At 68.5% G+C, this 23,256-nt stretch carries 22 protein-coding genes; 14 read left to right on the top strand and 8 right to left on the bottom strand.

What is annotated here, in order from left to right; translation table 11 throughout:
- Positions 1-72 precede the first annotated feature (72 nt).
- Positions 73-558, top strand: coding sequence for a winged helix-turn-helix transcriptional regulator (locus ACJH71_RS18580; protein ID WP_406759458.1), 486 nt, complete (start codon positions 73-75; stop codon positions 556-558).
- 5 nt (positions 559-563) lie between these two features.
- On the opposite strand, the gene ACJH71_RS18575 is transcribed toward ACJH71_RS18580, so the two are convergent.
- A complete protein-coding gene (locus tag ACJH71_RS18575) occupies positions 564-1,406 on the bottom strand; it encodes an LLM class flavin-dependent oxidoreductase (protein ID WP_406759457.1) in 843 nt (280 codons plus the stop codon).
- The gene (locus tag ACJH71_RS18570) at positions 1,403-2,044 is read right to left on the bottom strand and encodes a TetR/AcrR family transcriptional regulator (protein WP_406759456.1); all 642 of its coding nucleotides are present in this window, start codon (positions 2,042-2,044) and stop codon (positions 1,403-1,405) included. Before ACJH71_RS18570 ends, ACJH71_RS18575 begins: the two co-directional genes overlap by 4 nt.
- 117 nt (positions 2,045-2,161) lie before the next feature.
- Here ACJH71_RS18570 and ACJH71_RS18565 point away from each other — a divergent pair, with 117 nt between their 5' ends.
- From ACJH71_RS18565 to ACJH71_RS18540, 6 genes are read left to right on the top strand one after another with little or no spacing between them, the layout of a single operon-like run.
- Positions 2,162-3,526: a flavin-containing monooxygenase gene (locus tag ACJH71_RS18565; RefSeq protein ID WP_406759455.1), complete on the top strand. Its 1,365-nt coding sequence runs from the start codon at positions 2,162-2,164 to the stop codon at positions 3,524-3,526.
- Positions 3,523-4,440, top strand: a complete 918-nt coding sequence (locus tag ACJH71_RS18560) for an alpha/beta hydrolase (RefSeq protein WP_406759454.1) — start codon at positions 3,523-3,525, stop codon at positions 4,438-4,440. The genes ACJH71_RS18565 and ACJH71_RS18560 overlap by 4 nt, the downstream gene beginning before the upstream one ends.
- An 8-nt stretch (positions 4,441-4,448) precedes the next feature.
- On the top strand, positions 4,449-6,053 hold the full coding sequence (gene fadD1, locus ACJH71_RS18555) for a fatty-acid--CoA ligase FadD1 (protein WP_406759453.1): 1,605 nt from the start codon (positions 4,449-4,451) through the stop codon (positions 6,051-6,053).
- A 2-nt stretch (positions 6,054-6,055) separates the two neighbouring features.
- Positions 6,056-6,898: an SDR family NAD(P)-dependent oxidoreductase gene (locus tag ACJH71_RS18550; protein ID WP_406759452.1), complete on the top strand. Its 843-nt coding sequence runs from the start codon at positions 6,056-6,058 to the stop codon at positions 6,896-6,898.
- A 4-nt stretch (positions 6,899-6,902) separates the two neighbouring features.
- Positions 6,903-7,928: a zinc-binding dehydrogenase gene (locus tag ACJH71_RS18545; RefSeq protein ID WP_406759451.1), complete on the top strand. Its 1,026-nt coding sequence runs from the start codon at positions 6,903-6,905 to the stop codon at positions 7,926-7,928.
- A gap of 34 nt (positions 7,929-7,962) precedes the next feature.
- Entirely contained in the window at positions 7,963-9,033 is a 1,071-nt protein-coding gene (locus ACJH71_RS18540; RefSeq protein WP_406759450.1) for a dihydrodipicolinate reductase, read from the top strand.
- A gap of 12 nt (positions 9,034-9,045) precedes the next feature.
- Here ACJH71_RS18540 and ACJH71_RS18535 read toward each other — a convergent pair whose 3' ends face one another.
- Both ACJH71_RS18535 and ACJH71_RS18530 read right to left on the bottom strand, forming a co-directional pair.
- The gene (locus ACJH71_RS18535; RefSeq protein WP_406759449.1) at positions 9,046-10,020 is read right to left on the bottom strand and encodes a pirin family protein; all 975 of its coding nucleotides are present in this window, start codon (positions 10,018-10,020) and stop codon (positions 9,046-9,048) included.
- Between the two features lie 70 nt (positions 10,021-10,090).
- Positions 10,091-10,507 (bottom strand): WhiB family transcriptional regulator, encoded by a 417-nt coding sequence (locus tag ACJH71_RS18530; RefSeq protein WP_406759448.1) that lies wholly within the window; start codon positions 10,505-10,507, stop codon positions 10,091-10,093.
- 148 nt (positions 10,508-10,655) lie between these two features.
- Here ACJH71_RS18530 and ACJH71_RS18525 point away from each other — a divergent pair, with 148 nt between their 5' ends.
- The 7 genes from ACJH71_RS18525 to ACJH71_RS18495 all read left to right on the top strand — a co-directional run bounded on the left by ACJH71_RS18525 (position 10,656) and on the right by ACJH71_RS18495 (position 16,511).
- The gene (locus tag ACJH71_RS18525; RefSeq protein ID WP_406759447.1) at positions 10,656-11,426 is read left to right on the top strand and encodes a helix-turn-helix domain-containing protein; all 771 of its coding nucleotides are present in this window, start codon (positions 10,656-10,658) and stop codon (positions 11,424-11,426) included.
- 2 nt (positions 11,427-11,428) lie between these two features.
- Positions 11,429-12,262 carry a C40 family peptidase gene (locus ACJH71_RS18520; protein ID WP_406759446.1) on the top strand — a complete coding sequence of 278 codons (834 nt, stop codon included), beginning with the start codon at positions 11,429-11,431 and terminating at the stop codon, positions 12,260-12,262.
- Positions 12,263-12,385: 123 nt separating this feature from the next.
- Positions 12,386-13,696: a DUF4226 domain-containing protein gene (locus ACJH71_RS18515; protein ID WP_406759445.1), complete on the top strand. Its 1,311-nt coding sequence runs from the start codon at positions 12,386-12,388 to the stop codon at positions 13,694-13,696.
- Positions 13,697-13,711: 15 nt separating this feature from the next.
- The gene (locus ACJH71_RS18510; protein WP_406759444.1) at positions 13,712-14,029 is read left to right on the top strand and encodes a type VII secretion target; all 318 of its coding nucleotides are present in this window, start codon (positions 13,712-13,714) and stop codon (positions 14,027-14,029) included.
- Entirely contained in the window at positions 14,026-14,340 is a 315-nt protein-coding gene (locus ACJH71_RS18505; protein ID WP_406759443.1) for a DUF2694 family protein, read from the top strand. The genes ACJH71_RS18510 and ACJH71_RS18505 overlap by 4 nt, the downstream gene beginning before the upstream one ends.
- A gap of 300 nt (positions 14,341-14,640) precedes the next feature.
- On the top strand, positions 14,641-16,143 hold the full coding sequence (locus ACJH71_RS18500; RefSeq protein ID WP_406759442.1) for a DUF5631 domain-containing protein: 1,503 nt from the start codon (positions 14,641-14,643) through the stop codon (positions 16,141-16,143).
- A 50-nt stretch (positions 16,144-16,193) separates the two neighbouring features.
- The gene (locus tag ACJH71_RS18495) at positions 16,194-16,511 is read left to right on the top strand and encodes a DUF2710 family protein (protein WP_406759441.1); all 318 of its coding nucleotides are present in this window, start codon (positions 16,194-16,196) and stop codon (positions 16,509-16,511) included.
- 15 nt (positions 16,512-16,526) lie between these two features.
- Here ACJH71_RS18495 and eccA read toward each other — a convergent pair whose 3' ends face one another.
- The 4 genes from eccA to eccD all read right to left on the bottom strand — a co-directional run bounded on the left by eccA (position 16,527) and on the right by eccD (position 23,251).
- Positions 16,527-18,326, bottom strand: a complete 1,800-nt coding sequence (gene eccA, locus ACJH71_RS18490; RefSeq protein ID WP_406759549.1) for a type VII secretion AAA-ATPase EccA — start codon at positions 18,324-18,326, stop codon at positions 16,527-16,529.
- Between the two features lie 103 nt (positions 18,327-18,429).
- Entirely contained in the window at positions 18,430-19,989 is a 1,560-nt protein-coding gene (gene eccE, locus ACJH71_RS18485; protein WP_406759440.1) for a type VII secretion protein EccE, read from the bottom strand.
- Positions 19,986-21,668, bottom strand: coding sequence for a type VII secretion-associated serine protease mycosin (gene mycP, locus ACJH71_RS18480; protein WP_406759439.1), 1,683 nt, complete (start codon positions 21,666-21,668; stop codon positions 19,986-19,988). Before mycP ends, eccE begins: the two co-directional genes overlap by 4 nt.
- The gene (gene eccD / locus ACJH71_RS18475; protein ID WP_406759438.1) at positions 21,653-23,251 is read right to left on the bottom strand and encodes a type VII secretion integral membrane protein EccD; all 1,599 of its coding nucleotides are present in this window, start codon (positions 23,249-23,251) and stop codon (positions 21,653-21,655) included. Before eccD ends, mycP begins: the two co-directional genes overlap by 16 nt.
- Positions 23,252-23,256 lie beyond the last annotated feature (5 nt).

Here is a 23,256-nt window from a genome sequence, read left to right as displayed (position 1 = left end):
AACGACTCCGTTAGTAAGAGAGAAGCACGGATATCTGGGTAACGCAAGTGTTAGTCACGTAAGCTGGTCCCCATGGAGTTCGAGCCCCGGTTGCGCGACCGAACGCGCTGGTCCACCGGCGATGCGTGTTCGGTGGCCCGGCTGCTCGATGTGCTGAGCACCAAGACGGCGTTCCTGGTGGTGCGGGAATGCTTCTACGGCACCAGTCGATTCGAGGACTTCATGGCACGCCTCGGCGCCTCGGCGCCGGCGGTCTCGCGGGCGCTCAAGCAACTCGAAGCCGCCGGGATCATCACGCGGGTCCCCTACCAGGAGGCCGGCCAGCGGGCCCGAGACGAGTATCGGCTGACACCCGCGGGCGAGGATCTCTTGCCCGTGATGCTGGCTTTGACCCAGTGGGGAGACAAGTACCTCCAGGACGGGAAACCGCCGCTGAGCTTCGTCGACGCCACCACCCAGCGCCGGGTGGGCGTCCGCGTTACCGACGATCTGGACGGCCCGAAGACCGCCGCCGACGACATCGAGATCCGCTGGAACGCGCCGCGCCGATCACGCTGACGAGCTCAGCCACCCGCCCGGATCACGGTCTCGGCGAACTCGGCAATGGACTCCGGTGGCGCGAAATCAGCGAACCAGACGTAGAAGCGCTGTGCGCCTTGGCTTTCGAGCATCCGGAAATGCTCGGTCAGCGCCGCTGCATCACCGCACACCAGGCCCGATCCCAGCCGGCCGAACCGCCGCTGCGCCGTCTGCGATACCGCCACCACATCCTGATCGCGCCGGGCGAAACCGACCATCTGCTGCACCGACGCGCGGGCAGACCCGATCAAGGGCAGCAGCTCGGGCAACTTATGTACATGCGTCGCGGGCAGGTTCCACCAATCGGCGTACCGGCGGGTCAGCTCGAGCATCCGGGGACCAACACCCCCGAGCACCAGGGGGATGGGCTGGGTCGGCTCGGGAGTCTGCGACCGCTCCCCCGCGGTGCTCCAGTACTCACGTAGCAGCGCCAGCGTCTCCCCCAGCGCGTCGACGCGTTGCCGCGGGCCAGCGGTGGTGATGCCGTACTTGACCAGTTCGTCGGGCATCGAGCCGGAACCCAGCCCCAGCTCGAAGCGCCCACCGGTGGCCTCGGCCAAGGTGGTCGCCTGTTTGGCCAACACCGCCGGGTGCCGGAAACTGTCGCACAACACCACGTGGCCGACCTTGAGCCGCTCGGTGTGGGCGGCCACCCAGGTGGCGACGGTCATCGCTTCCCACAGCGGCGAAGCGGGGTCCATCGGGGTGTCCAGGTGATCGAGGAATGCGACGCCGTCGAAGCCTGACGCCTCGGCCGCTTGTGCGCGCGACACCAGATCGTCGAGGCCGATTCTGGTTTGCGGGAGGTATAGGAACCACTCCGTCATCGCTTCCCCTTCGGTGTCGCAGTCGTCGGCGCCTGTCGCAGGCCCGGCAGCACGTAGCGGCGTAGATGCTGCCGCACGGCTGCCGGATCGTCGGGGTCCATGTGGTTTCCCGGGACACTGCCCAGGCTGATCGTCACCCGGGCGATCCATTCACTGGCCTCGGGAATGTCGGTGTCGGGGTGGATGTCTCCGCCGTCGACGGCGGCTTCGACAAAAGGTTGCCAGAACGCCGCGAGGTCGGGCACCAGGCCGCGGACGCCGGCCCCGGCGCAGGCGGTGAACTCATCCGGTTCGGCGGTGCGCAGCCGCATCAGCAGCGTGCCGGGATCGTCGTAGGCGCGGCGGCCGATCTGGACTCCGGCCACCAGCTGGTCCTCGAAGTCGGTGAGCGTCGACAGCTCGGCGCGGGTCTGGGCCCAGCTGGTCTCGATGAGGCGGATGATCGCCGCGCCGACCAGCGTCGGCTTGTCCGGGAAATTCCGGTACAGCCAGGCCCGGGACACCCCCGCTGCCTGGGCGACGTCGATCATCGTCGTCGCCCGGATCCCCTTGTCGGCCAGCAGTTTCTCGGTCGCATCGAGAAGCCGATCGGTTGTTGACGGGGATGCGGGTGACGCTGATGCTGCGTTCACGGCCACCTCCTGGTCGGTAAGCCTAACAAGGCAGTAGACACATCCGCAGATGTGTGTACTATTGCGACGCGTCGCGTAGACACTTCTGCAAACCTGTCTACCCCGGATCCCGGAGGTTTCCCCATGCCCTCACCTCGCACCGCGATCATCGGTGCCGGCATCAGCGGCCTGACCGCCGGAAAGATGCTGAGCGACTACGCGGTTGACTACACCTGCTTCGAGTCTTCCGACCGGATCGGCGGCAACTGGGCCTTCGGCAACCCGAACGGACATTCCAGCGCCTACCGGTCACTGCACATCGACACCTCCAAGCACCAGCTGTCGTTCCGCGACTTCCCCATGCCGGAGCACTACCCCGACTTCCTGCACCACACGCTGGTCAAGGAGTACCTGGAGTCCTATGCGGCGGCGTTCGAGCTCAAACGCAACATTGAGTTCGACACCGAAGTCACCCACGCCCACCGTCTTTCCGGCGGCGGCTGGGAGCTGGAACTGGCCGGCGGGCAGCGTCGCCGCTTCGACCTGTTGGTCGTCGCCAACGGGCACCACTGGGATCCGCGCCTGCCGGACTTCCCCGGCGAATTCAGCGGTGAGACGCTGCATGCGCACCACTACATCGACCCCAAGACCCCGCTGGACTTCAGCGGCAAACGGATCCTGGTCGTCGGCCTGGGCAACAGCGCCGCCGACATCGCCGTCGAACTGTCGTCGAAGGCCCCGGACAACGAGCTGACCCTGTCCACCCGCTCGGGCGCCTGGATCGTGCCGAAGTATCTGGCCGGCAAGCCCGCCGACAAGTACTTCCGGACCAGCCCGTATCTGCCGTTCTCCTGGCAGCGCAAGGTCGCTCAATGGGCGCAGCCGATCATCGCCGGGCGCCCCGAGGACCTCGGGCTGCCCACCCCCAACCACAAGTTCTTCGAAGCGCACCCCACCCAATCGGTGGAACTGCCATTGCGGCTGGGGTCCGGAGACGTCATTCCCAAACCCAACATCAGCCGGCTCGACGGCGACACCGTGCACTTCACCGACGGCACCAGCGGCCAATTCGACGTCATCGTCTACGCCACCGGCTACAACATCACCTTCCCGTTCTTCGATCCGGAATTCATCAGCGCACCGGACAATCGGATCGACCTGTACAAGCGGATGTTCTATCCGGGCATCGACGACTTGGTGTTCGCCGGATTCGCCCAAGCCACCCCGACGCTGTTCCCGTTCGTGGAGTCCCAGGCCCGCCTCATCGGCGCCTACGCGGCCGGCCGCTACCGGCTGCCGTCGGCTACCGAAATGCGCCGGGTGATCGACGCGGACCGGCGCAAGTACACCGGCCACATGCTCGACACCCCGCGGCACACTCAGCAGCTCGACTGCTTCCTTTACGAACACGACATGCGCACCGCGGAGATACCGCTCGGCGCCCGACGCGCCACCGAACTCGGTGCGCCCGGATGGGCCGGCGTGCGCAAGATGGAGGCATCCGCATGAGCGAGACCATCCGATTCACCCATGGCGGCGCCACGTGTGTCGGGCAGTTCTTCCCCGCGGAGCATGGTGACGACGACGGGGCCCCGGTCGTGGTGCTCGGACACGGGTTGGGCGGCACCGTCGATTCCGGCCTTGTGCCGTTCGCCGAACGGCTCAGCGCAGCCGGGTTCGCTGCCTTCGCCTTCGACTACCGGTACTTCGGCGCGTCAGAAGCTCAACCGCGCCAACGGATTTCTATGCAGGAACAGATCGAGGACTTCCGCGCGGCATGCTCGATCGCGGCGGAGCAGCCCGGCGTCGATCCGCGCCGGATCGTGGTGTGGGGAGTCTCCCTGGGCGGCGGGCATGCCTTCGAGGTGGCGGCTACCACGCCCGGCGTCGCCGCTGCCATCGCGCTGACACCACTGGTGAGCGGTCCGGCCGCGGCGGTCGCGGCAATGCCCCACCATCGCCCGTCAGCCATGCTGCGGTCGACGGCGACGGGTTGGCGCAGCGCGCTGGCCCAACGCTTCGGTGGGCCGCCCGCGACCATCCCGCTGGTGGGCCGCCCGGGGGAGCTGGCCACCCTGACCGCCGACGGCTACCACGAGGCCTACACCGCGATGGCCGGCCCGACCTGGCGCAACGAGATCGATGCCCAGGTCGGCGTTCAGCTCGGCGCCTACCGGCCGGCGGCCAAGCACGCCGAAGCCATCACCTGCCCGATCTTGGTGCAGATAGCGGACTTCGACCGCGGCGCTCCCCCGCAGGCTGCCGCCAAAGCGGCGTTCGCCGCCCGCGCCGAAGTGCGGCACTACCCCTGCGATCACTTCGACGTCTTCGCCGGTGGCGACTGGTTCGATCACGCCGTCGAGCACCAGATCGCGTTTTTGACCCGGCACCTGGTCGGCGCGACCGCTACGGTCACGGGTTAGGAGGTCCGATGGCCGAGACCATGCAGCAACTGCTCGCCGAACGCATCGGCGACACCGGGCTGGCGGTGCTCTACGACGACGCCGATGGCGGGCGGACCCGCTGGACCTGGCGGGAGTACCTCGTCCGGGCGGCGCGGCACGGGGCCGCAGTGATAGCGCGCGCCGATACCGGCCGGCCCCTGCACGTCGGTGCCCTGCTGGGCAACACCCCCGCGATGCTCACCGCGCTGGCGGCCGCCGGGCTCGGCGGATACGTGCTGTGCGGGATTAACGACACCCGTCGCGGCTCGGCGCTCGCCGGGGACCTGCGCACCGCCGATGTGCAGATCCTGCTGGTCGATGCCGAACACCGCGCGCTGCTACAGGGACTCGAGCTGCCCGGCGTCACGATCATCGACGTCGACGACCCGGCCTGGGCCAGCGAGTGCGCCGACGCCGGGGTACTCCAGCCGCATCGGCAGGTGGCGCCGCTGGACCCGTTCATGCTGATCTTCACCTCGGGCACCAGTGGTGACCCGAAGGCCGTTCTGGTCAGCCACTTCATGGTGCTGGTCGCCGGGCAGAGCCTCACCGAGCGGTTCGAGTTGGGCGCCGACGACGTGGTCTACCTGTCCATGCCGCTGTTCCATTCGAATGCCATCGCGGCCGGCTTCGGCCCCGCGGTGGCCGCCGGCGCGGCGATGGCGCCGGCGAAGTTCTCGGCTTCGCGGTTCTTGGACGACATCCGCGCCTACGGTGGCACCTATATGAACTACGTCGGTAAGCCGTTCGCCTACCTGCTGGCGCATCCCGAGCAGCCCGACGACGCCGACAACCCACTGCGGGTCGCCTTCGGCAACGAGGCCTCCGAGCGCGACATCGGTGAGTTCGCCCGCCGATTCGGTGTCCACGTGGTCGACGCCTTCGGCTCCACCGAGAACGCCGTCACCATCACCCGCGATGAAGGCACCCCGCCCGGTTCGGTCGGACGCGGTTTCCCCGGCGTCGCCATTTACAAGAGCGACACGAACACCGAATGCCCGCCGGCGGTCTTCGATGACCACGGTGTGCTGATCAACGCCGACGAGGCGATCGGCGAACTGGTCAACACCGCCGGCTCGGGATTCTTCTCGGGCTATTACAACAACGAGGCGGCCACTGCCGAGCGGATGCGCGACGGCATGTATTGGTCGGGCGATCTTGCCTACGCCGACGCCGACGGCTGGATATACCTGGCCGGGCGCACCGCCGACTGGATGCGGGTCGACGGCGAGAACCTGGCGGCGGCGCCGATCGAGCGGATCCTGATGCGCCACAACGACATCAACCAGGCTGCGGTGTACGCCGTGCCGGACGGCAACGTCGGAGACCAGGTGATGGCGGCACTGGTGCTGCGCGACGACGCCGCACTGAACGAAGCCGATTTCTCGGATTTTCTGGCCGCTCAAGAGGACCTCTCCCCCAAGGCCTGGCCGCGCTATGTCCGGCTGACCGCGGAACTGCCCTCGACGGCAACCAACAAGATCCTCAAACGCATGTTGGCCGCCGACGGCACCGGCGTCGGCGAGGACACGTTGTGGGCGCGTCCCGAACGCGAGCGGGCCTACCGAACCACCGCGACGACGGGAGCGTGACGATGACGGCTCAGAAACCCGTGGCCCTGATCGTGGGCGGCGCGTCCGGGATCGGGTTGGCCACCGCGCACGCCCTGGTCGCTCGCGGCGACCACGTAGTGATTGCCGACATCAACGAAGAAGCCGCGCGTGCCCGCGCCGCCGAACTCGCCGGTTCAGCGAGGCTCGACGGAGGAGAGGCGAAGCTGGGACCGGCGCATGGACTGGGAGAGGCGGCCACCGCCGTCGCCGCCGACGTGACCGACGAAGCCAGTGTCGCAGCGGCATTCGCGCTCGCCCGCGAAACCGGTCCGCTCCGCACGGTGGTCAGTTGTGCTGGCCTGTCGATCATCGGGCCCATCGCCGACATCGAGCTGTCCGGCTGGCAGACCACCATCGATGTCTGCCTTACCGGCACCATGCTGGTGATCAAACACGCGGCCCGCAATCTCGAAGACGGCGGCAGCGTGGTCGCGATCTCCTCGCTCAACGGCCGCCAGCCCGGCACCACCATGGCCGCGTACTGCAGCGCCAAGGCCGGAGTGCTGATGCTGGTCCAGGTGGCCGCACTGGAGCTGGGTCCCCGCGGCATCCGGGTCAACGCGGTCTCCCCCGGCCTGGTCGACACTCCCCTGGTCGCCGGCCTGGCGATGGTGCCCGGGCTCACCGACGAGTACATCGAAAACACCCCGCTCGGGCGCTCGGGTATCCCCGAGGACATCGCGCAGACCGTGGAGTTCTTGACCTCGCAGCGCGCCGGCTGGATCACCGGATCGGCCTTCGACGTCAACGGCGGCGCGCATCTCAAGCGCTACCCCGACGTGCTCGGCAAAGTACAAGCGTTAGCCACAGGATTTGAAGGATGAAGCCATGCGCAGTGTCGTAATCGATGGACCCGGGTCGATCCGAGTCGACACCCGCCCCGACCCCGAGCTGCCCGGCGCGGACGGCGCCATCGTCGAGGTGACCGCGACCGCGATCTGCGGTTCCGATCTGCACTTCTACGAAGGCGACTACCCGATCGTCGACCCGGTTCCGCTGGGTCACGAGGCGATCGGCACCGTCGTCGAGGCCGGCTCGCAGGTGAACTCCGTGCGGGTCGGCGACCGGGTCATGGTTTCCTCGGTCGCGGGCTGCGGGCACTGCGACGGGTGCGGCACCCTCGACCCCATCCGGTGTCACTCGGGCCCGCAGATCTTCGGATCGGGGCTGTTGGGTGGCGCGCAGTCTGAGTTGCTTGCCGTGCCGGGAGCCGACTTTCAGCTCGCCCGCATCCCCGAGGGGATCGTTGACGCCGAAGCCCTGTTGCTCACCGACAACCTCGCCACCGGATGGGCGGCCGCGCTGCGCGCCGACATCCCGGTCGGCGGCACCGTAGCGGTGATCGGCTTGGGCGCGGTCGGCCTGTGTGCGGCACGCAGCGCGCTGTTCCTGGGCGCAGCAACGGTTCTCGGTATCGATCCGGTGCGGGCACGTCGGGAACGGGCTGCGCTGATGGGCGTGACCCCGGCAGAGCCGCCAACCACGGCCGCGGCCATGGAGCTCACCGGCGGACGCGGCGTGGACGCGGTGATCGATGCGGTCGGCTCGGACACCACCATGTCCGACGCGCTGAACGCCATACGGGCCGGCGGGACGGTATCGGTGGTCGGTGTGCATGACCTGCAGCCCTTCCCGTTTCCGGCGTTGCCGGCACTACTGCGCAGCGCCACCTTGCGGATGACCACCGCGCCGGTGCAACAGACGTGGCCGCAGCTGGTGCCGCTGCTGCAATCCGGGCGGCTGTCGGTGGACGGGATCTTCACCACCGAGATGGCCTTGGACGACGCGGCCGAGGCCTATCGTGCGGTGGCGGCGCGGTCCGGAGACGTGGTGAAGGTGCTGCTCACGCCGTAGCCTGAGGCGACGCCGGGGGACGAGAGGATGTCAGATGGTTAAGCGGATCGTCGTCTGGGGCACCGGGTTTGTCGGGAAGTTGGTCATCCCCGAGATCGTCAAACACCCGCTGTTCGAACTGGTCGGCGTCGGCGTCAGCGACCCCGCCAAGGTGGGGCGTGACGTCGGTGAGATCTGCGGGATCCCCCACGTCGGCGTCACCGCCACCGACGACGTCGACGCCCTGATCGCCTTGGCGCCCGACGCCTTGGTGCACTATGGCCCGACCGCCGCGCGCGCAGGCGACAATATCGCGTTGATATCGCGCTTCCTGCGTGCCGGCATCGACGTCTGCTCCACCGCGATGACCCCGTGGGTGTGGCCCGGCCTCAAGCTCAACCCGCCGGACCTGTTGACACCGATCACTCAAGCGTGCGAGGACGGCGGCGCATCATGCTTCACCACCGGCATCGACCCGGGCTTCGCCAACGACCTGTTCCCGATGACCCTGATGGGGGTCTGCGCCGAGGTGCGCAAGGTGCGCGCCTCGGAGTTGTTGGACTACACCAATTACACCGGTGACTACGAGAACGAGATGGGGATCGGCCGCGACCCCGACTTCCAGCCCGTGCTCAAGATCCCCGAGGTCCTGATCTTCGCCTGGGGTGGCACCGTGCCGATGATCGCGCACGCCGCCGGGATCGAGCTCGACGAGATCACCACCACCTGGGACACCTGGGTGACGCCGAACGAACGCACGACCGCTAAAGGCGTAATCGCCGCCGGCCAGGTCGCGGCGGTGCGGTTCACCATCAACGGCATCTACCGGGGACAGACCCGTATCCAACTCGAGCACGTCAACCGGATCGGTCGAGACGCCGCGCCGGACTGGCCGGCCGGCACCCAGGACGACGTCTACCGCGTCGATATCGAAGGGACGCCGAGCATTTCGCAGGAGACGGCGTTTCACTTCACCGATGGTTCGGGTCGCGACGCGGCGACGGCCGGCTGCCTGGCCACCGGGATGCGCGCCCTGAACGCGGTGCCGGCGGTCAACGACCTTCCGCCGGGCTGGGTGACGGCACTGGACCTGCCGCTGATCCCGGGAGCGGGCACCATTCGCTGAGAGCGGGATCGGCTACCCGGTGCGGGGCCGCCGCGGCCGTAGCCGCAGCGGCGGCATCGGCGGAGCGGGCAACCGTTGCAGGCGGCCCTGATAGCCGCTGACCTGGCCGAACCGCTCGTCGCCGTCCTGCCAGCGGCGCCGGAACTCGACGATCTCGTCGTGGGTGCGTCCGATGAAGTTCCACCACAGCACCAACTCCTCGCCGAACGGCGCCCCGCCCAGCACCAGGATCCGGGCGGGGGAGTCGGCGGTGTTGCGCAGCGCCAACACCGCGCGACCGGGGCCTTGATAGCCGAGTTCGCCCACACCCAGGCCCGTGTTGCCCAGGGTGATCGCGCCCAGGTCGCACAGCACGCCGTGTTCGAATGCGGGATCGACGTCGAGCGCCAGTTCGGTGCGCGGATCCAGGTCGAGCTGGGCGCCCAGCAGGGGAGTGAACGACCCGACGGGGGAGCGGTACCCGGCCAGCTCGCCGAGGAACACCAGCGCCGATGCGCCGGGCAGCGAGACGGGCTCGGGCGCGAAGTGGGTGAAGTCGCGTGCGGTGTGTCGGGCGATATCGGGCAAGGCCACCCACAGCTGCACGCCGCGCAGGACCGGAGCCGCCTGGGGATCGACCGAGACCTCGGAGTGGCAGATGCCCGCGCCGGCGGTCATCAAGTTCAGCTCGCCGGGGTTCACCACCGCGTGCACGCCGCCGCTGTCGCGGTGCTCGACGCGCCCGCTGAACAGCCAGGTCGCCGTCTGTAGTCCGGTGTGCGGATGCGGGGGAACGTCCATGCCGCCGTCGGCGACGTCGTGAGGTCCGTAATGGTCGACGAAGCACCAGGCGCCGATCAGCGAGCGGTCGCGCTGCGGCAACGTGCGCCGGACCCCGATGGCACGCGCTCCGCCCAGTGGCACCTCACGGGGGTGCAGCACCTCGATGTGATCTTCGGGGGTTGCCGCACAGGCGAATTCAGTCGAGGTGGCCTCCAGGTTGCTCAACTGTCCACCTCCGCGCCGTGCGCCATGCCGCTGTGGCGATCCTACCGACTCATGCCGTGGACCGGCTTGGTCACGCCGCTGACCGAGGACCGATCCGCCCGGCGGGCAGGTGAAAAACCGTCGCTGTCACCGGCAGCTGCTCACGCTCGTGGTTGGTCAACAGTGCCTGGTTGTCGGGCAGCTCGCGGGTGTTGATCTCGCCGGCGGCGATCGCGAGCAGCAAGGCGTGGGCCCGGGCCAGTTCGGCCCGCTTGCGGTACTGGCCGCCGGGCAGCTTCACGCCGGCCCACACCCCGTACTCCTCGCCGCGTTCCACGGCGAGCGCCGCGCACCGGCGCTGCTGCGCCAGCGGGCAGCGTCGCAGGCACTGCAACCGCGCCTCGGTGGACGACTGTTCATAGGCCCGGGCCTTGGCGGCGCCGTCGGACGCGTCGGCATCCGGGTAGCCGAACCACAGTTCGGGATTGGCGGAGCAGGGGGGTGCCATCGGAAGGACCTCCTCGGGACAGACCGGATAACGTAGATGGAAACGTATACGATCGAATACGACAAACGCAACAGAAGTTGATAAAAACATATATGTAAGTAGTGAAGGGCCAGGCTGTGTACTATCCGTCCATGGCCGGGGCGCAACAATGAGCCGCGAAGCGGCGGGTGCGGCCATTCGAGCACTGCGGGAAGCGCGTGACTGGTCGCTGGCCGACCTCGCAGCAGCCACCGGCGTGAGCATCATGGGGTTGAGCTACCTGGAGCGTGGCGCCCGGAAACCCCATAAAGGCACAGTTCAGAAGGTTGAAAATGGTCTTGGCCTGCCGCCGGGCACCTATTCTCGGCTCCTGGTAGCGGACGACGCGGACGCCGAACTGGCTCAGCTGACCTCCGCCGCCGGGCCGCAAACGTCCGCCGCCCGCCCCGCCGGGGCCATCGTCGTCGACCGCCACAGCGACACCGAGGTGCTGGAGGGATACGCCGAGGCGCAGCTCGATGCGCTCCGTTCGGTGATAGCGAGACTTCCTTCGGAAGCATCAGACGAATACGAGACGTATATTCTTTCCGTGATCACGCAGTGCGTGAAGGCGGAGATGCTCGCGGCCAGCTCCTGGCGGGTGGCGGTCAACGCGGGCGCCGATCACGCCGCCCGACTGATGGGGCACCTACAGGCCCTGGAAGCCACCCGCATCGACCTACTGCAACGGATGCCCGGCAGCCTGACCGCCCGCTTCGACCGGGCCTGCGCACAGTCGTCGCTGCCCGAACCGGTGATCGCGGCGTTGATCGGCGTCGGCGCCGAGGAGATGTGGGACATCCGCAACCGAGGTGTCATTCCGCCCGGGGCGCTGGCCCGAGTCCGCGCATTCGCCGACGGATCCATGGACGCGACAGATGGTGGCGACGAAGGGGGATAACGGTGAGCAATGGTGAGTTGGAGCTACTGACGCGCGCCAATGAGCTGTTCGCGGGCAATCCACGGCCCGTGTCACTGGAGTCCGGGGTGGACCGCTACGCCCAGCTGTTGGAGCGCAACGCCAACATCGCTACCGGTGCCGCCCATGACCGGTACCGCACAGCAGTGCTTTCCCAACGGGATCTGTTGTTGGCCAACGCACGTACCGATGCACAAGCCACAACGATGCTGGCCGCCGTGATTGCCGACCACGCTCGGGCTCACCAGCAGACCGGCGGCGTCATTTCCGCTGCCCGCGCAGACTCGGCAGTGGCCGCCGACACGCCTCTGGCGCACCGGGAGGCGATGCGCCGGAGGGCGGCACGACTACGCGCCCAACATGCCCACGTCGTCTCGGCGCAACATCGCGCGCGTGCCCACCGTACGGGGCTGCGGCGGCTGCGCTACCGGGGGGCGCGGCGGCGGCCCGTGGGTTTGGATCGATTGCGGCTGCCCAACACTCGTGCCGGGTTGGCGGTACGCGCCGCACTGTCGCGGCTCGGCAGACCCTATGTGTGGGGCGCGACCGGTCCAGACCGGTTCGACTGCTCCGGGCTGACCCAGTGGGCGTATCGCCAGGCCGGCGTGCCACTGTCGCGCACTACCTATACCCAGATATACGAAGGAATCTCGGTGCCACGCTCCCAGATTCGGCCCGGCGACCTGGTGTTCCCCAGCACCGGACACGTTCAGCTCGCGATCGGTGGCAACCGGGTGATCGAAGCCCCGCACGCCGGAGCAACAGTGCAGATCAGCCCCCTCGGCGCGCATGTGGCGATTCGCCGCCCGGTGCCGTGATCGGCTTGTCCAGAACGGGTTCCCGGGTGAATTGCCGGCCCCGGTGGGCGTCGGTACAGTCACCGGCCATGAAGCGGTCAGCTCCCGAGCGTCGGCCCGGCGCAGCGATGTTGGGCTGAGGAGATGGCAACCCGCGACGATGTGCGCGATGCGATCGACCGCATCGAAAGGGCCGGCGGCGCGGGTGAGGAGACACGCATGGCCCAGGCGGCACTGACCCTGCCGTTGCCGCCATCGGGCTACGACAGCGTCCTGAGCGGCTTGCGCTCGGCGTATCCGGCGCCCGGTGATCAACAACAGGGCCGGGCGGCGTCGGCCATGAGGCAGGCCGAAGCGGCGCTGGCGCAGCAACTGTCGAGTACCGCGGACTTTGACCGGCGGATCATCGAAGCGCTGCGCCATGCACACAAGACGACGCTGGAAGGCAGACGTCGCCTCGACGACCTGGAGTCGGAAATTGCCGGCGCCGCACGATCGTGGGACCTGAGCACCGCCGCGGGCGCACGCGAGTTTCAGAGATTCTTGATCGGGAAACTGGGGCAGATCATCGCCGTCGTCGAAGAGGCCAATGACGACGACATCTCCAAGCAAGAGCTCGCTACTGCCTTGACGGGGCTGTACGCGGCCGCGCAATCGGATGATCGCGCCGGCCCGACGCCCGCCGAGGATGAGCAGGAGCTCCCGCCGGATCCGGCTACCGATCCTTACCTGGACGTATTGGCGGACGACGAGCCCGAGGCCGATGACCCGGAGACCCGCCAAGGGCTGCCCCCATCGCCGACGCCGATGGTCCCGGGCCTGGGCGCCGATGGGCCGGGCTTCGGTGCGATGCCGGCCGCTATGCCCGCAGGATTTCCGTTGACCGGCCTGGCGCCTGGAGTGGGCGGTGACGATCCGCCCGCCGAGGAGTTCGGGCCCGACGATGCAGCTGCCGCCGAAGCGCCCGATGGTGCCGACGCGCAGGCGGTTGACGGTGATACGTCGACGCAGAACCCGGGGGAGCAGGACCCCGTGAGCGTGCGGTTGCCCGACGGCGAGACCATGACCGTGGCCAACCCGCGACTGGCTGCGGCGATGCAGGCCGTCGCCGATGGAGAGCCAGTGGTGGAGGCGTTTCGGAGCCAGGGCATCCACATCCCGCCGCCCGGCACACCGGTGGTCGCCGCAGTCGATGTGGCCGGCCTGCGGCCGGGCGACATCGGCGTGTTCACCGACCGCCATGCCCTTGCTGTCGGCGCGGGCAAGGCGCTGCTCGACGGGCAGGTGCACCTCGTCGAGAACCTGCGTGGCCCCGGATTCCTGGGATGGCAGCATCCGCCGGCCGCGGCCCAGGAGCCCGCGCCGCCCGCCGATCCGGCAGAGACCAGGCCGGCGCGGGCGCTCGATGGCCGCGTGAGCTTGAAAAAGCCGGCTCCAACAGTCATCGTCGATTAGCCAGGAAGGTGGAACATGCCCGAGAAGATCCACGTCAATCAGGACGTTCTGACCAACGCGGCCGGGAACCATCAAGAGGCGTCGGACTACCTGTCCACCGTTTCGGCCTCACACGAGGGAATCCAGGCGACCCTGAACTCGCTCGGTCCGATCTACGGCGACTTTCGCCAGGCGGCCGCGTCCTTGCTCGACGCACGCAAGGACTGCTACGACGACCAGTCCAGCGAGCATTCGACGGTGTCCGACAATCTGAACCGCGCGGTGGCGACGTGGAACAAGAATGAAGACGATGCCGCCAGTGCCTTCAGGCACCTCACCGACGGGCGCCGATGACTGAGCCGAATCCGGCATTCGACACGCTGCACCCCAGTGGTGATGTGCTGTTCCGGTCTTGTCGCGGCGGCTATCTGCACAGTGTGGTGCTCACTGAGGCGGTGATGGACACGGACGTGCATCGGCTGGCAGAGGCTATCGTCCTGGCAGCGGACGTCTCGTTTCTCAAGGCGGCGTTAGAGATCCGGGGCGAGATCGTCACCACCGGGCACGCACCCTCGGCCGCGGTGCCCACCAATGACGATCTGCGGATAGCTGCCGAGCGGCTGTCGACCCACAAACTGCACCCGGGCAGGAAAACAGGTCGTTAAAGCACCCATCTTCCGGCGGCCTCAGCGTTGGGTGCGATGTTTGCCGGAGGATCAACCACCGTGTCGCCAAACAGGTTTCGGGCCCGCTCTAGCAGGGCGAGTACCTCGCTCAACTGCGCTGCACACCCCGTCGCGGGGGACCCGACATCAGCCACGATTTGCACGCTACCGACCGGCTCAACAGCTGACAATTCACCGCGCACAGTGGTTGTGCAAAGAAGTCCGAACAGTGTGGGCGGCGCGGCCGGGTGAGGGCGAATTCGGACCAGAGCGCCAGGACGGCAACGGTACGCTTGCGCGGTGGCACTCTTCGGTCGGCGGTCGGCGCGGCAGCGCCTCCGGAACGCGGCACGGGAATCACTGACGATCCCGGCCTTCAGCGCGCCGGTCGACTGCAGTTCCTGGGTGCTCGGCGGTCTGTGGCCCGCCGAGCTGGCGACGGTCACCGCCGAGACGGCGTCGCTTGCCGACTATCTCAACGCCGACCTGCAGCGAATCGCGCATTCGGCCAACGAGAAGCTCTCCGCCATCAGTCGATCAGATCTGGCCGGCCCGGCCCGTCAAGCTGCCGAGTCCCGGGTCATCAATGTCGCCAGGGCTTTCGCCGTGCTCCGGGTGGAGTCGACGGTGCGCCTACTTCACAAGGAGGCCTTGGAGTTCGGCAGGGAGTACATCAGCCTCGACGCGGCCCCGGCCCCGGCCCCGGTTCGGTCTCCGATCCCGGCGCCGGTCCAGGCCGAACCGGTCGAGGTGCCACGCCCGCCCGATCCGCCCGAGGAACCTTCGGAGGTATTTGCTCAACGGGCTCGTCATCGGCAGCCGGAAACCTTCGCCGCCGAGCCTAAGGCGGCGCCACTCGACCCGCTGCCGGCGACTGCGCCGCTGCCGGCACCAGAAGTCGAGGTGGCCACGACGCCGGAGGTACTCGAACCCGAGCTCCCTGCTGAGCCGTACGTTCCGCCGCCGAGCGTGATCGAGAGCGCCGAGGACGTGCAACCACCGGTGGCCGCATTCCCGACCGAAGCGATCGAGGCCTCGCCGGTCGAGCCGGTCTTCGTCTCGCCGGTTGAGCCGGTTGTCCTCCCGCCGGTCGAACCGGCTCCCGCAGCCCCGGAACCACCCGCGGCGGCCCAGCCCGAACCCGTCGCGCCTGCGGTCGCCGAATCCGACGAACAGCGACTCCAGCGTCTGCTTGCCTTCGTCGCCCGTCAGGAACCCGGACTGCGCTGGGCGATCGGCACCTTTGCCGACGGCACCACCCGACTGGTCACCGACATCGCCAACGGGTGGATTCCCTCGGGGATCGAGCTGCCGGAGGGGGTAGAGCTGCTGGAACCCGGCCGTCGGAACGGAACCGCCACCGAGATGCTGGGCAACCCGACGGAGTCGGCCAGCTACAGCCCCGGCGATCGTCTGGGGTGGGCGAGTGATTTCGCGGTGACCGACGCCTCGGTACAGCCCCGCACGCTGGCGCCCATCGCCGATCTCGGTTGGCAGCTCAGCGAGGCCACTCACTGGCGCGAAGGAATTCCGCGGATGGCCAACACGCTGGCGAAGGCGGGCGCCGCCGGCACCGGTGTGGTGGACGCCGAAATCGACTTATTGCGTGTGCATCTGGACACGATGCGTTACCAGCTGTTGGCGCAGTATCCCGACTCCGACACCGCCTTGGTGCTGAACTGCATGCTGTTGGCCGCCACCGAAGGCATCGCGACCGGAGACACGGTCTCGGCCAATTACCACTACGGCTGGTTTCGGACGCTGAACACACCACCGGCGAGCTTGTGGGATTCACAGACATAGCCGGCGCCGATGAATTGACGCTGTTCACACCGGCTGGACATACTTAGCCAATGTCGGGGGCGGAGAGCCGCGCGGAACTCAGCGACAAGGACCTCGTTGAGTCCGTGTTGCGGGATCTGCGCGAGGCCGCCGAGAAATGGGAAGCGCTGGTAGCCGAGGCTGAGAACACAACCTACAGCGTCGATCTCGGCGATGTCCGTGCTGTGGCCAACTCCGACGGTCGGCTACTCGAGCTGACGTTGCACCCGTGTGTGGTCAGCGATTACACCTACAGTGAGTTGGCGGACCGACTCAATCTCGTGTTCGCCGCACTGCGCGAGGAAGCTCAGTCGGATTTCGAGACGCGATACGGCGCCAGCCCGGTCTGACAGTGGCTTGCCGTTCTACCAGTTCAGAGCGGCCATCTCGCGTTTGGTGTGGCACACGGCGCGCACGGCGGAGTCGATGTCGACGGCGGTGATGGTCTTGAGGTCGTCGATCGTCACCGGCTTCCCGGCACGCTTTTGGGCGGCCACCCGGGTATCGCGGGCCAGCTCGGCTTCCTCAATCACGTTGCGGGCGAACCGCCCGTTGTGCATGACGTTGATGCCATGCTCACCGCGCGGGCTGACGTAGCCGCGGATCGTGGTCACCATCTCCAGGAACCGCTGGCGGGCTTCGGGATTCAGTTCGGTCGCGCGACTGGATCCGTAGCGTTCACCGATCTCGACGATTTCTTCGGGTGAGTAGGACTCGAACCGGATCTTTCGGTTGAACCGGCTGGCCAGGCCGGGGTTGACGGTCAGGAATTCATCGACCTGGTCTTCATAGCCGGCCGCCAGGAAACAGAAGTCGAAGCGGTGCTTCTCCAGCGCGATCAGCAGTTGGTTGACGGCCTCCATACCGATCATGTCCGGAGTCCCGTCCTGGTGACGTTCCACCAGCGAATAGAACTCATCCATGAAAAGGATTCCACCCAAGGCCTTTTCGATCAGTTCATTGGTCTTGGGACCGGACGATCCGATGTGCTCGCCGCAGAAGTCCGAACGGCGCACCTCGGTGATCTCCGGGTTACGCACGATACCCATGCCGGCGTAGATCTTGCCCAGCGCTTCGGCGGTGGTGGTTTTGCCGGTGCCGGGCGGGCCCACCAGCAGCATGTGGTTGGTCTGGCCTTCCACGGGTAGGCCGTGTTCGAGTCGCATGGCACGGACCTCGAGCTGGTCCTCCAACGCCTTGACCGCGCGCTTGACCTCCGCCAGGCCGACCTGTTTCTCCAGCTCGGCGCGCCCCTGCTCCAGCAGCTCAGCACGACGGTCCAGCGCATTGTGCTCGTCGAGTTCCGCACGACTCTTTGCCGAGCCGGCGTCCCAACGGTCGGTACGACTGTCGATGATCTGTTCCTCGGTGACCACCAGGCGCAGATTCGGTTCGGCGAGCGCGGCCTTGGCCGGTTCGGTCAGCACACCGTTGATGGCCGCCTTGGACAGCCAGACCTGCGCCTTGTCCTCTTCGCCGAGCTGGCGGTGCACCATGCCGCGCAGGTAGGCGAGATCGGCAGCCAGCAAGGGGATCTCGCTGGGGTTGATCGACGCGGTCAGCACACCGGCCGGAAACCGCTCCGAGGAACGCGTCTGCCCGGTGATGTCGACGCGATCCAGCCAGTCCAGCGCCACCCGGCCCTGGCCCAGATGCGCGGCCGCGTAGCCGGCCAAGGCGCACACCGACGCGGTGACCGCCGGCATGACGATCGCGCGGTCGGGGAGTTCTTCGGCGGCCACGGTCAGCAGATCCGGCCACCGCTGGGTGACGAACATCAGGTAGGCGCGGCCGAGCTGGTGCCACTGGTGGTTGATCCAGCTGTCCAGCAGGGCTCTGTCGGTCAGCAGGGCGTCGGCGCGTTCGTATTCACCCGCGACGGTGAGCGCTGATGCCAGGGCCAAACCCACATGCGAGGCATCGGTCACCGTGATCGACAGATACGGCCCCAGCGGAATCTGAGCGGCCAGGTGCCGCCCCAGCCGAGTGGTCTCCTTGTGCAGCCAGTCGCTGTTGGCATAGAGACGCTTGAGGGTGTCCAGGTCGGTGTCGCCGCAGGCGATGCGGCCCAGCCACGCGTCGGCCATGGAGGGATCGGCTTCGGTTGCCGCGACGAAGTCGGACAACGCGTCGGGGGTGCCGTAGCGCCCGTCCATGCTCACCATGGCCCGGTCGAAGTGTCGACGGGCCGCCAGCAAGTCACTCAATGTCTGTCGTCCTCTGTCGCGCGTCCAGGTTCTCTCCGCTGACAACCGATGCGGTGCGGTGTCATCGCGACGACATCGGGGCCAGCGCCTCCGGGCTGCAGTACCGGTTTTCCGCCCGGAACAACTCCACCGTAGCCAGCCACGATTTTCCGCCGGCCGCAACCCGTACCGCGTTCCGGTCGATCTGCTCGATACTGACCTCGACCGCATCCGGTGGTGGGGGCGGTGTCCCGGGTGGCGCCACCGTGATCACGGTGGCCGGCCGCGGTGACGGCGCGATCGGCCCGTCCACCACGCTGACGGTGCTGCGCGGAGTCGGCCTCGACTCACCGACCACGGCCACCTCGGGCATTCGGACGCTGGCCCAGCGGGCCTTGTCCTGGGTATGCACACAGACCCGTTCCCCGGCGCCGGCCGCCCGGATGACGATGCGCTTGGCGATCAGGTCCTCGGCGGCGATGAACACCCGGCTCAACTCGCCTGAGTCGGTCAGCGGCACCATCAGCCGGTCGCCGTTTGCCAACTTGCCGATCAGGACGCCCGACGGACCGATCTCGATGGGCAGGTTCGCCGGTAACCGGCCGGGCCGCAGGCCGCGTAACCGCGGGCGGGGGGCGCACATGTTCGCCTCCAGCGCGGCGGCCTGTTCCCCGTTGAGCCGGCGCAGCACCACCGCCGGGGGAGTCGGGGCCGGCTGCGGTGTTTGCAGGGTGACGGTGGCCGTACACGTTCCATCCGGGAACACCGTGACGTTCTGGATCACCTCATCGACCGGCAGAGTCCATGCCTGGGCCAGTAGCTGGGCACTGATCTGGCGGGCCGGATAGGCATAGGTGGTCACCCAGCCGCCCTCGGTGCGCAGCGTCTTCCAGCGCTCGGCGCCGGCCTGCAGGGAACTCCCGCCGAGCCGCCGATCCAGTTCGACCAGGTCGCTGGCGGTAGCCACCCGGGTGCGTAGGCCCTCGCAACGCAGCAGGCCGGCAATCCGTTGCGCCACAGCGACCGCGGTGGCACCCAGTGTGGTGCGCCAGCGCAGCGCCGCGGTGTTGTCGATGACCCGCAATCGCAGCAGCAGCCAGGTCTCCCGCTGGCCGGCATACGGTGGTGTGCCGATCTCTGTGTCGTAGACCCGCGGGAAGTCGCCGGTGGTGGCGCGGCGCGCCCCGATGCTGATCACGCTCATGGACTCCAGCACCAGCCCGAGCGCGTGACGCAGCATCGGCAGCAGCTCGGCGACGTCCACGACGTTGTCGGTCTCCACGTTCACCGAGCCGGTGGCCACCGTCGCCGCATGCGCCCGGCCCAGCAGGTGGACTGCCACCACCGCCACACCGTCGGAGATGCGCACCCCGCCGCCGGCGCGGTTGTTGGCCACCGTGATCGGCTCGCTCCAGGCGGCCTTCGACGGGCGCCGCAACCACAGCCGGGCCCACGACCACGCCGGCTGGCCCCACCACGGCACCAGCACCACCAGCACCGCCACCAGGACCGCCACCGCGGCGCCGACCAGTCCGCCCAGCGTCCAGCCGGCCAGACCGCACAGTGCGATCGTCGCCGCGCACAGCAGCCGCCGGTTGCTCGACGCAGTGAACCCGGTCAGCCGGACCCGGTTCTGGCTCACTTGGTGGCCCTCCGGATCCGCGCGGTGATCGCGGCGGCCAGGACGGTCGCGGCGATCACGCCGAGGAACCCCAGCGCAACGGTCCGGGCCCGATGATCCGGCGGCGGTGGCGGCGGAGCCGGGGTGATCACCCGCTGCTGCGACCCCGGCGCCAGCGGGTCACCCGCCGGCACGTTGAACGTCAGCGCCGCCACCGGGTCGACCAAGCCGTAGCCCACCCGGTTGTCGACGCCGGCGGGCGGATTGTGGGCGGTCTGCATGATCCGGTTGATCACCTGATGCGCGGTGAGCTGAGGGTATTTCGCCCGGACCAGGGCGGCCACGCCGCTGACGTAGGCGGCCGAGAAGCTGGTGCCCCAGAACGGCATGTTCTTCTCGCCGACCCGAATCGGGGGGTAGGCGTTGACCGGCACACCGCCCTGCGGCGACAGGCCCATCACGTGGGTGGCCGGCGCGGCCACCCCCACCCAGGGACCGGCCATGCTCTTGTCGATCGGCGCCCCGGTGGCATCCACGCCGCCCACCGACAGGACATAGTCCGAGAACCACGACGGGCTTGAGATCACCTTGACCTGGTTCCAGTCCCGCGGATCGCTCGGGTTCAGCGGGTCGAACATCGGATTGTCGGCGCAGCCGGCTTCGCCGACATTGCCGGCGGCCGCGACTACCACCGCGTCCTTGACCGTCGCCGCGTACCACAGCGCCGCCCCCAGCACCTGTTGGTCGAGTCCGGCCGCCACCTGGACGCAGGAGGTCACCGAAATGTTGATCACCTTGGCGCCCAGGTCCGCCGCGTGGACGACGGCCTTGGCCAGCGTGGCCAGCGTGCCGGCTTTCACCCGCTCGTCGTCGTAGCCGAACCGTTGCGGGTTGACCGGCTCGAACGCCCGGGACGACTGGCGGATCGAGATGACGGTGGCGTGCGGTGCCACCCCGACGACACCGTCGGGGGCGCCCGGCGGGGGCGGGGGGACCGCCGGCTCGTCCTCGGTCTGCGGATCGGCCGGCCCCGAGGCCGGTGCCACGGCACCCTCCGGCGGTGGGGGAGGCGGGGGCGGGGGTGGTGGCGGTGCCACCTGGGTGATGGTCACCGGAGCCGGGATCGGCGGCGGTGCCGGCGGGCCGGGCACATCGGCCGGCGGTAGAGGTTCGCCGATACTCGGCGGCGGACCGGCCGGCGGGGGGAAGGCGGGGACCTCCGGCATCGGGCGGGGCATCGGCAGCACGCCCAGGGGGGCCGCGGCGATGATCGACGCGGCGATGGTGCCGTGCGCATCGCAGTCCTGCAGACCGCCCAGGCCCTCAGCGCCACCCATGATGTAGTCGCCGCCGGCGACCGCCGGTAGCCGGGGGTTCGGTGTGACGCCGGTGTCGATGACGGCCACCGGAACGCCGTTGCCGGTGGAGTACTGCCATGCCGCGGCGATCCCCAGCATGTCGAATCCGGGCGCCAGCTGGGCCACATCGGGGTTGCTGACGGTGATCGGCACACTGCAGGAATTCGAGCGCCGCATCGGCTGGTCCGGCCCGGGTACGCCGTCGGCGGGCACCAGGGCCGGATCGACGGACGGCGGCTCGATCGCCTGCGCCATCGGGGAGCCGCTCGACAGACTCACCAGCAGCATCACCGCGGTGACCGCGGCCCCGCGGGCGCGCAGGCGATTCAGTTGCGCACCCACACGAACAGTCCTCCCAGCCAAGCGCCAAGCACCCCCACCACGATGAACGCCAGTACTTCGAGCCATTCGACGGCCAGCCGGATCCAGGGCACGAACTTGGTCTCCGGGACCAACAGTCCGGCGGCCACCCCGAGCCCGGCGAAGACCGCTACGGCGGCGGCCGGCCATAAGAACCCCCCGGCGGTGTCGCCCGGGTTCGCCAGTGCGTATTTCACGATTCCGGTCAGAACGGCCGCGCACGCCCCGCCCACCAGGGCGATCGCCTGGACACGGCCGGCGAAACCACGACCCTGGGTGATGAACAGGCCCGCCACCAGACCGCACAGCGCCAGCGCGCCGCGCGGCCGGGCCCCGCCCGGGTCCAGCACCATCCACACCGCGATCGGCAGCGCCGTGGCGATCGCGACACACATCCCGACCTGCACCGCGTTGATCAACCGCGCCGAGGCCGCGATCGCGGTACCGCGCGCCGAGATATCGACCAGGTCGTCCTCGTCGTCCTCGCCGTCCTCCGGGGTGACGGGAGAGACCGTGTCGATCGGCATATTGGCGCGGCGGGCGAACAGGTCCCGCCCGGTGATCGAACCGAAGTACGGTGGCCGCACCCGCGCCACCCACAGCGCGATCGTCGGCGACATGCGCAACAGGATCAGCAGGCCCAGCAGCATGCAGATACCGATGACCTGCGGCGATACCGGATGCCACATCCGCGCGGCGGCCACCGCCCCGCCGATTCCCGCGGCGGTGACGATCGCGGTGGCCACCGCGGTCTGCGAACGCAGCAGCACACTCAGGCCGATCGCGCCCAACGCCAGGACCGTCACCCCGATCATCAGGTGGGGCGCGCCCAGGGCCCCGGGTGCCGCGCACAGCGCGGCGCAGGACAGCGCGACCACCGCCAGCCAGCCGAATCCGCTGAACAGGTCGTCGCGGGCGGGCCAGTTCCGCCGGATCACCGTGGCACCGAGCGCCAGCAGTCCGCCGAGGCCGGCCAGGACCGCGGCGGGGGGCCAGCTGTCGCTGAACATTCGGGCCCGAACCGCCAGCGCCGACAGCACCACCACGGCCATGGCCATCAGCCCGATCGCGGTGTGCGCGGCGGTCAACGCGGTGACCGGGGCGAACATCCGATCGACCTTGACGTTGAGCAGCCGGGTCACGGTCTGCTCGTCGGCCTTGTGCCCACACTCCTGGCACTTGATCTCGGGTTGGGTGCCCAGGCGGCGGGCCGTCGCGGCCAGGGCGCTCGACAGCGATTCGTACTGCGGCTCGAAGGAGTCGCCGCCCACCGCCGGGACCAGGACCAGGGTGTCGCCGTCCTGAACGCCCAGGTCGTCGAGGCTGCGCGTGATGTCCAGCCGTACGCCGTTGACTTTATGCAGTTCGTAACTGCCCGGGGGGAGAGCCACCCCGTCGAAACCGTGGTGCCGCAGATCCTCGTCGAGCAGCTCGACCATTCCCTCGAAGAATTCCTCCACCGGAATACCGGCCGGGAAGACCTGGGACACGAGGTGTTTGTCGTATGCGAGACTCACCGCACAGCGTGCCGGAAACGCGACTTTAGCTGGTGTCGGAGAAGTCACCGCGC

Source organism: Mycobacterium sp. SMC-15 (assembly GCF_045310925.1).
GTDB lineage: Bacteria > Actinomycetota > Actinomycetes > Mycobacteriales > Mycobacteriaceae > Mycobacterium.
This window is presented reverse-complemented; position numbering and strand designations above follow the sequence as displayed.

Excerpts from the sequence above, each read along its gene's own strand:
- ACJH71_RS18550 (WP_406759452.1), top strand. The coding sequence starts at position 6,056 with ATGACGGCTCAGAAACCCGTGGCCCTGATCGTGGGCGGCGCGTCCGGG.
- ACJH71_RS18560 (WP_406759454.1), top strand. The coding sequence starts at position 3,523 with ATGAGCGAGACCATCCGATTCACCCATGGCGGCGCCACGTGTGTCGGG.
- ACJH71_RS18565 (WP_406759455.1), top strand. The coding sequence starts at position 2,162 with ATGCCCTCACCTCGCACCGCGATCATCGGTGCCGGCATCAGCGGCCTG.
- ACJH71_RS18530 (WP_406759448.1), bottom strand. The coding sequence starts at position 10,507 with ATGGCACCCCCCTGCTCCGCCAATCCCGAACTGTGGTTCGGCTACCCG.
- ACJH71_RS18545 (WP_406759451.1), top strand. The coding sequence starts at position 6,903 with ATGCGCAGTGTCGTAATCGATGGACCCGGGTCGATCCGAGTCGACACC.
- ACJH71_RS18580 (WP_406759458.1), top strand. The coding sequence starts at position 73 with ATGGAGTTCGAGCCCCGGTTGCGCGACCGAACGCGCTGGTCCACCGGC.
- ACJH71_RS18525 (WP_406759447.1), top strand. The coding sequence starts at position 10,656 with ATGAGCCGCGAAGCGGCGGGTGCGGCCATTCGAGCACTGCGGGAAGCG.
- fadD1 (WP_406759453.1), top strand. The coding sequence starts at position 4,449 with ATGGCCGAGACCATGCAGCAACTGCTCGCCGAACGCATCGGCGACACC.
- ACJH71_RS18495 (WP_406759441.1), top strand. The coding sequence starts at position 16,194 with ATGTCGGGGGCGGAGAGCCGCGCGGAACTCAGCGACAAGGACCTCGTT.
- ACJH71_RS18575 (WP_406759457.1), bottom strand. The coding sequence starts at position 1,406 with ATGACGGAGTGGTTCCTATACCTCCCGCAAACCAGAATCGGCCTCGAC.
- eccA (WP_406759549.1), bottom strand. The coding sequence starts at position 18,326 with ATGGTGAGCATGGACGGGCGCTACGGCACCCCCGACGCGTTGTCCGAC.
- ACJH71_RS18510 (WP_406759444.1), top strand. The coding sequence starts at position 13,712 with ATGCCCGAGAAGATCCACGTCAATCAGGACGTTCTGACCAACGCGGCC.
- ACJH71_RS18505 (WP_406759443.1), top strand. The coding sequence starts at position 14,026 with ATGACTGAGCCGAATCCGGCATTCGACACGCTGCACCCCAGTGGTGAT.
- ACJH71_RS18515 (WP_406759445.1), top strand. The coding sequence starts at position 12,386 with ATGGCAACCCGCGACGATGTGCGCGATGCGATCGACCGCATCGAAAGG.
- ACJH71_RS18540 (WP_406759450.1), top strand. The coding sequence starts at position 7,963 with ATGGTTAAGCGGATCGTCGTCTGGGGCACCGGGTTTGTCGGGAAGTTG.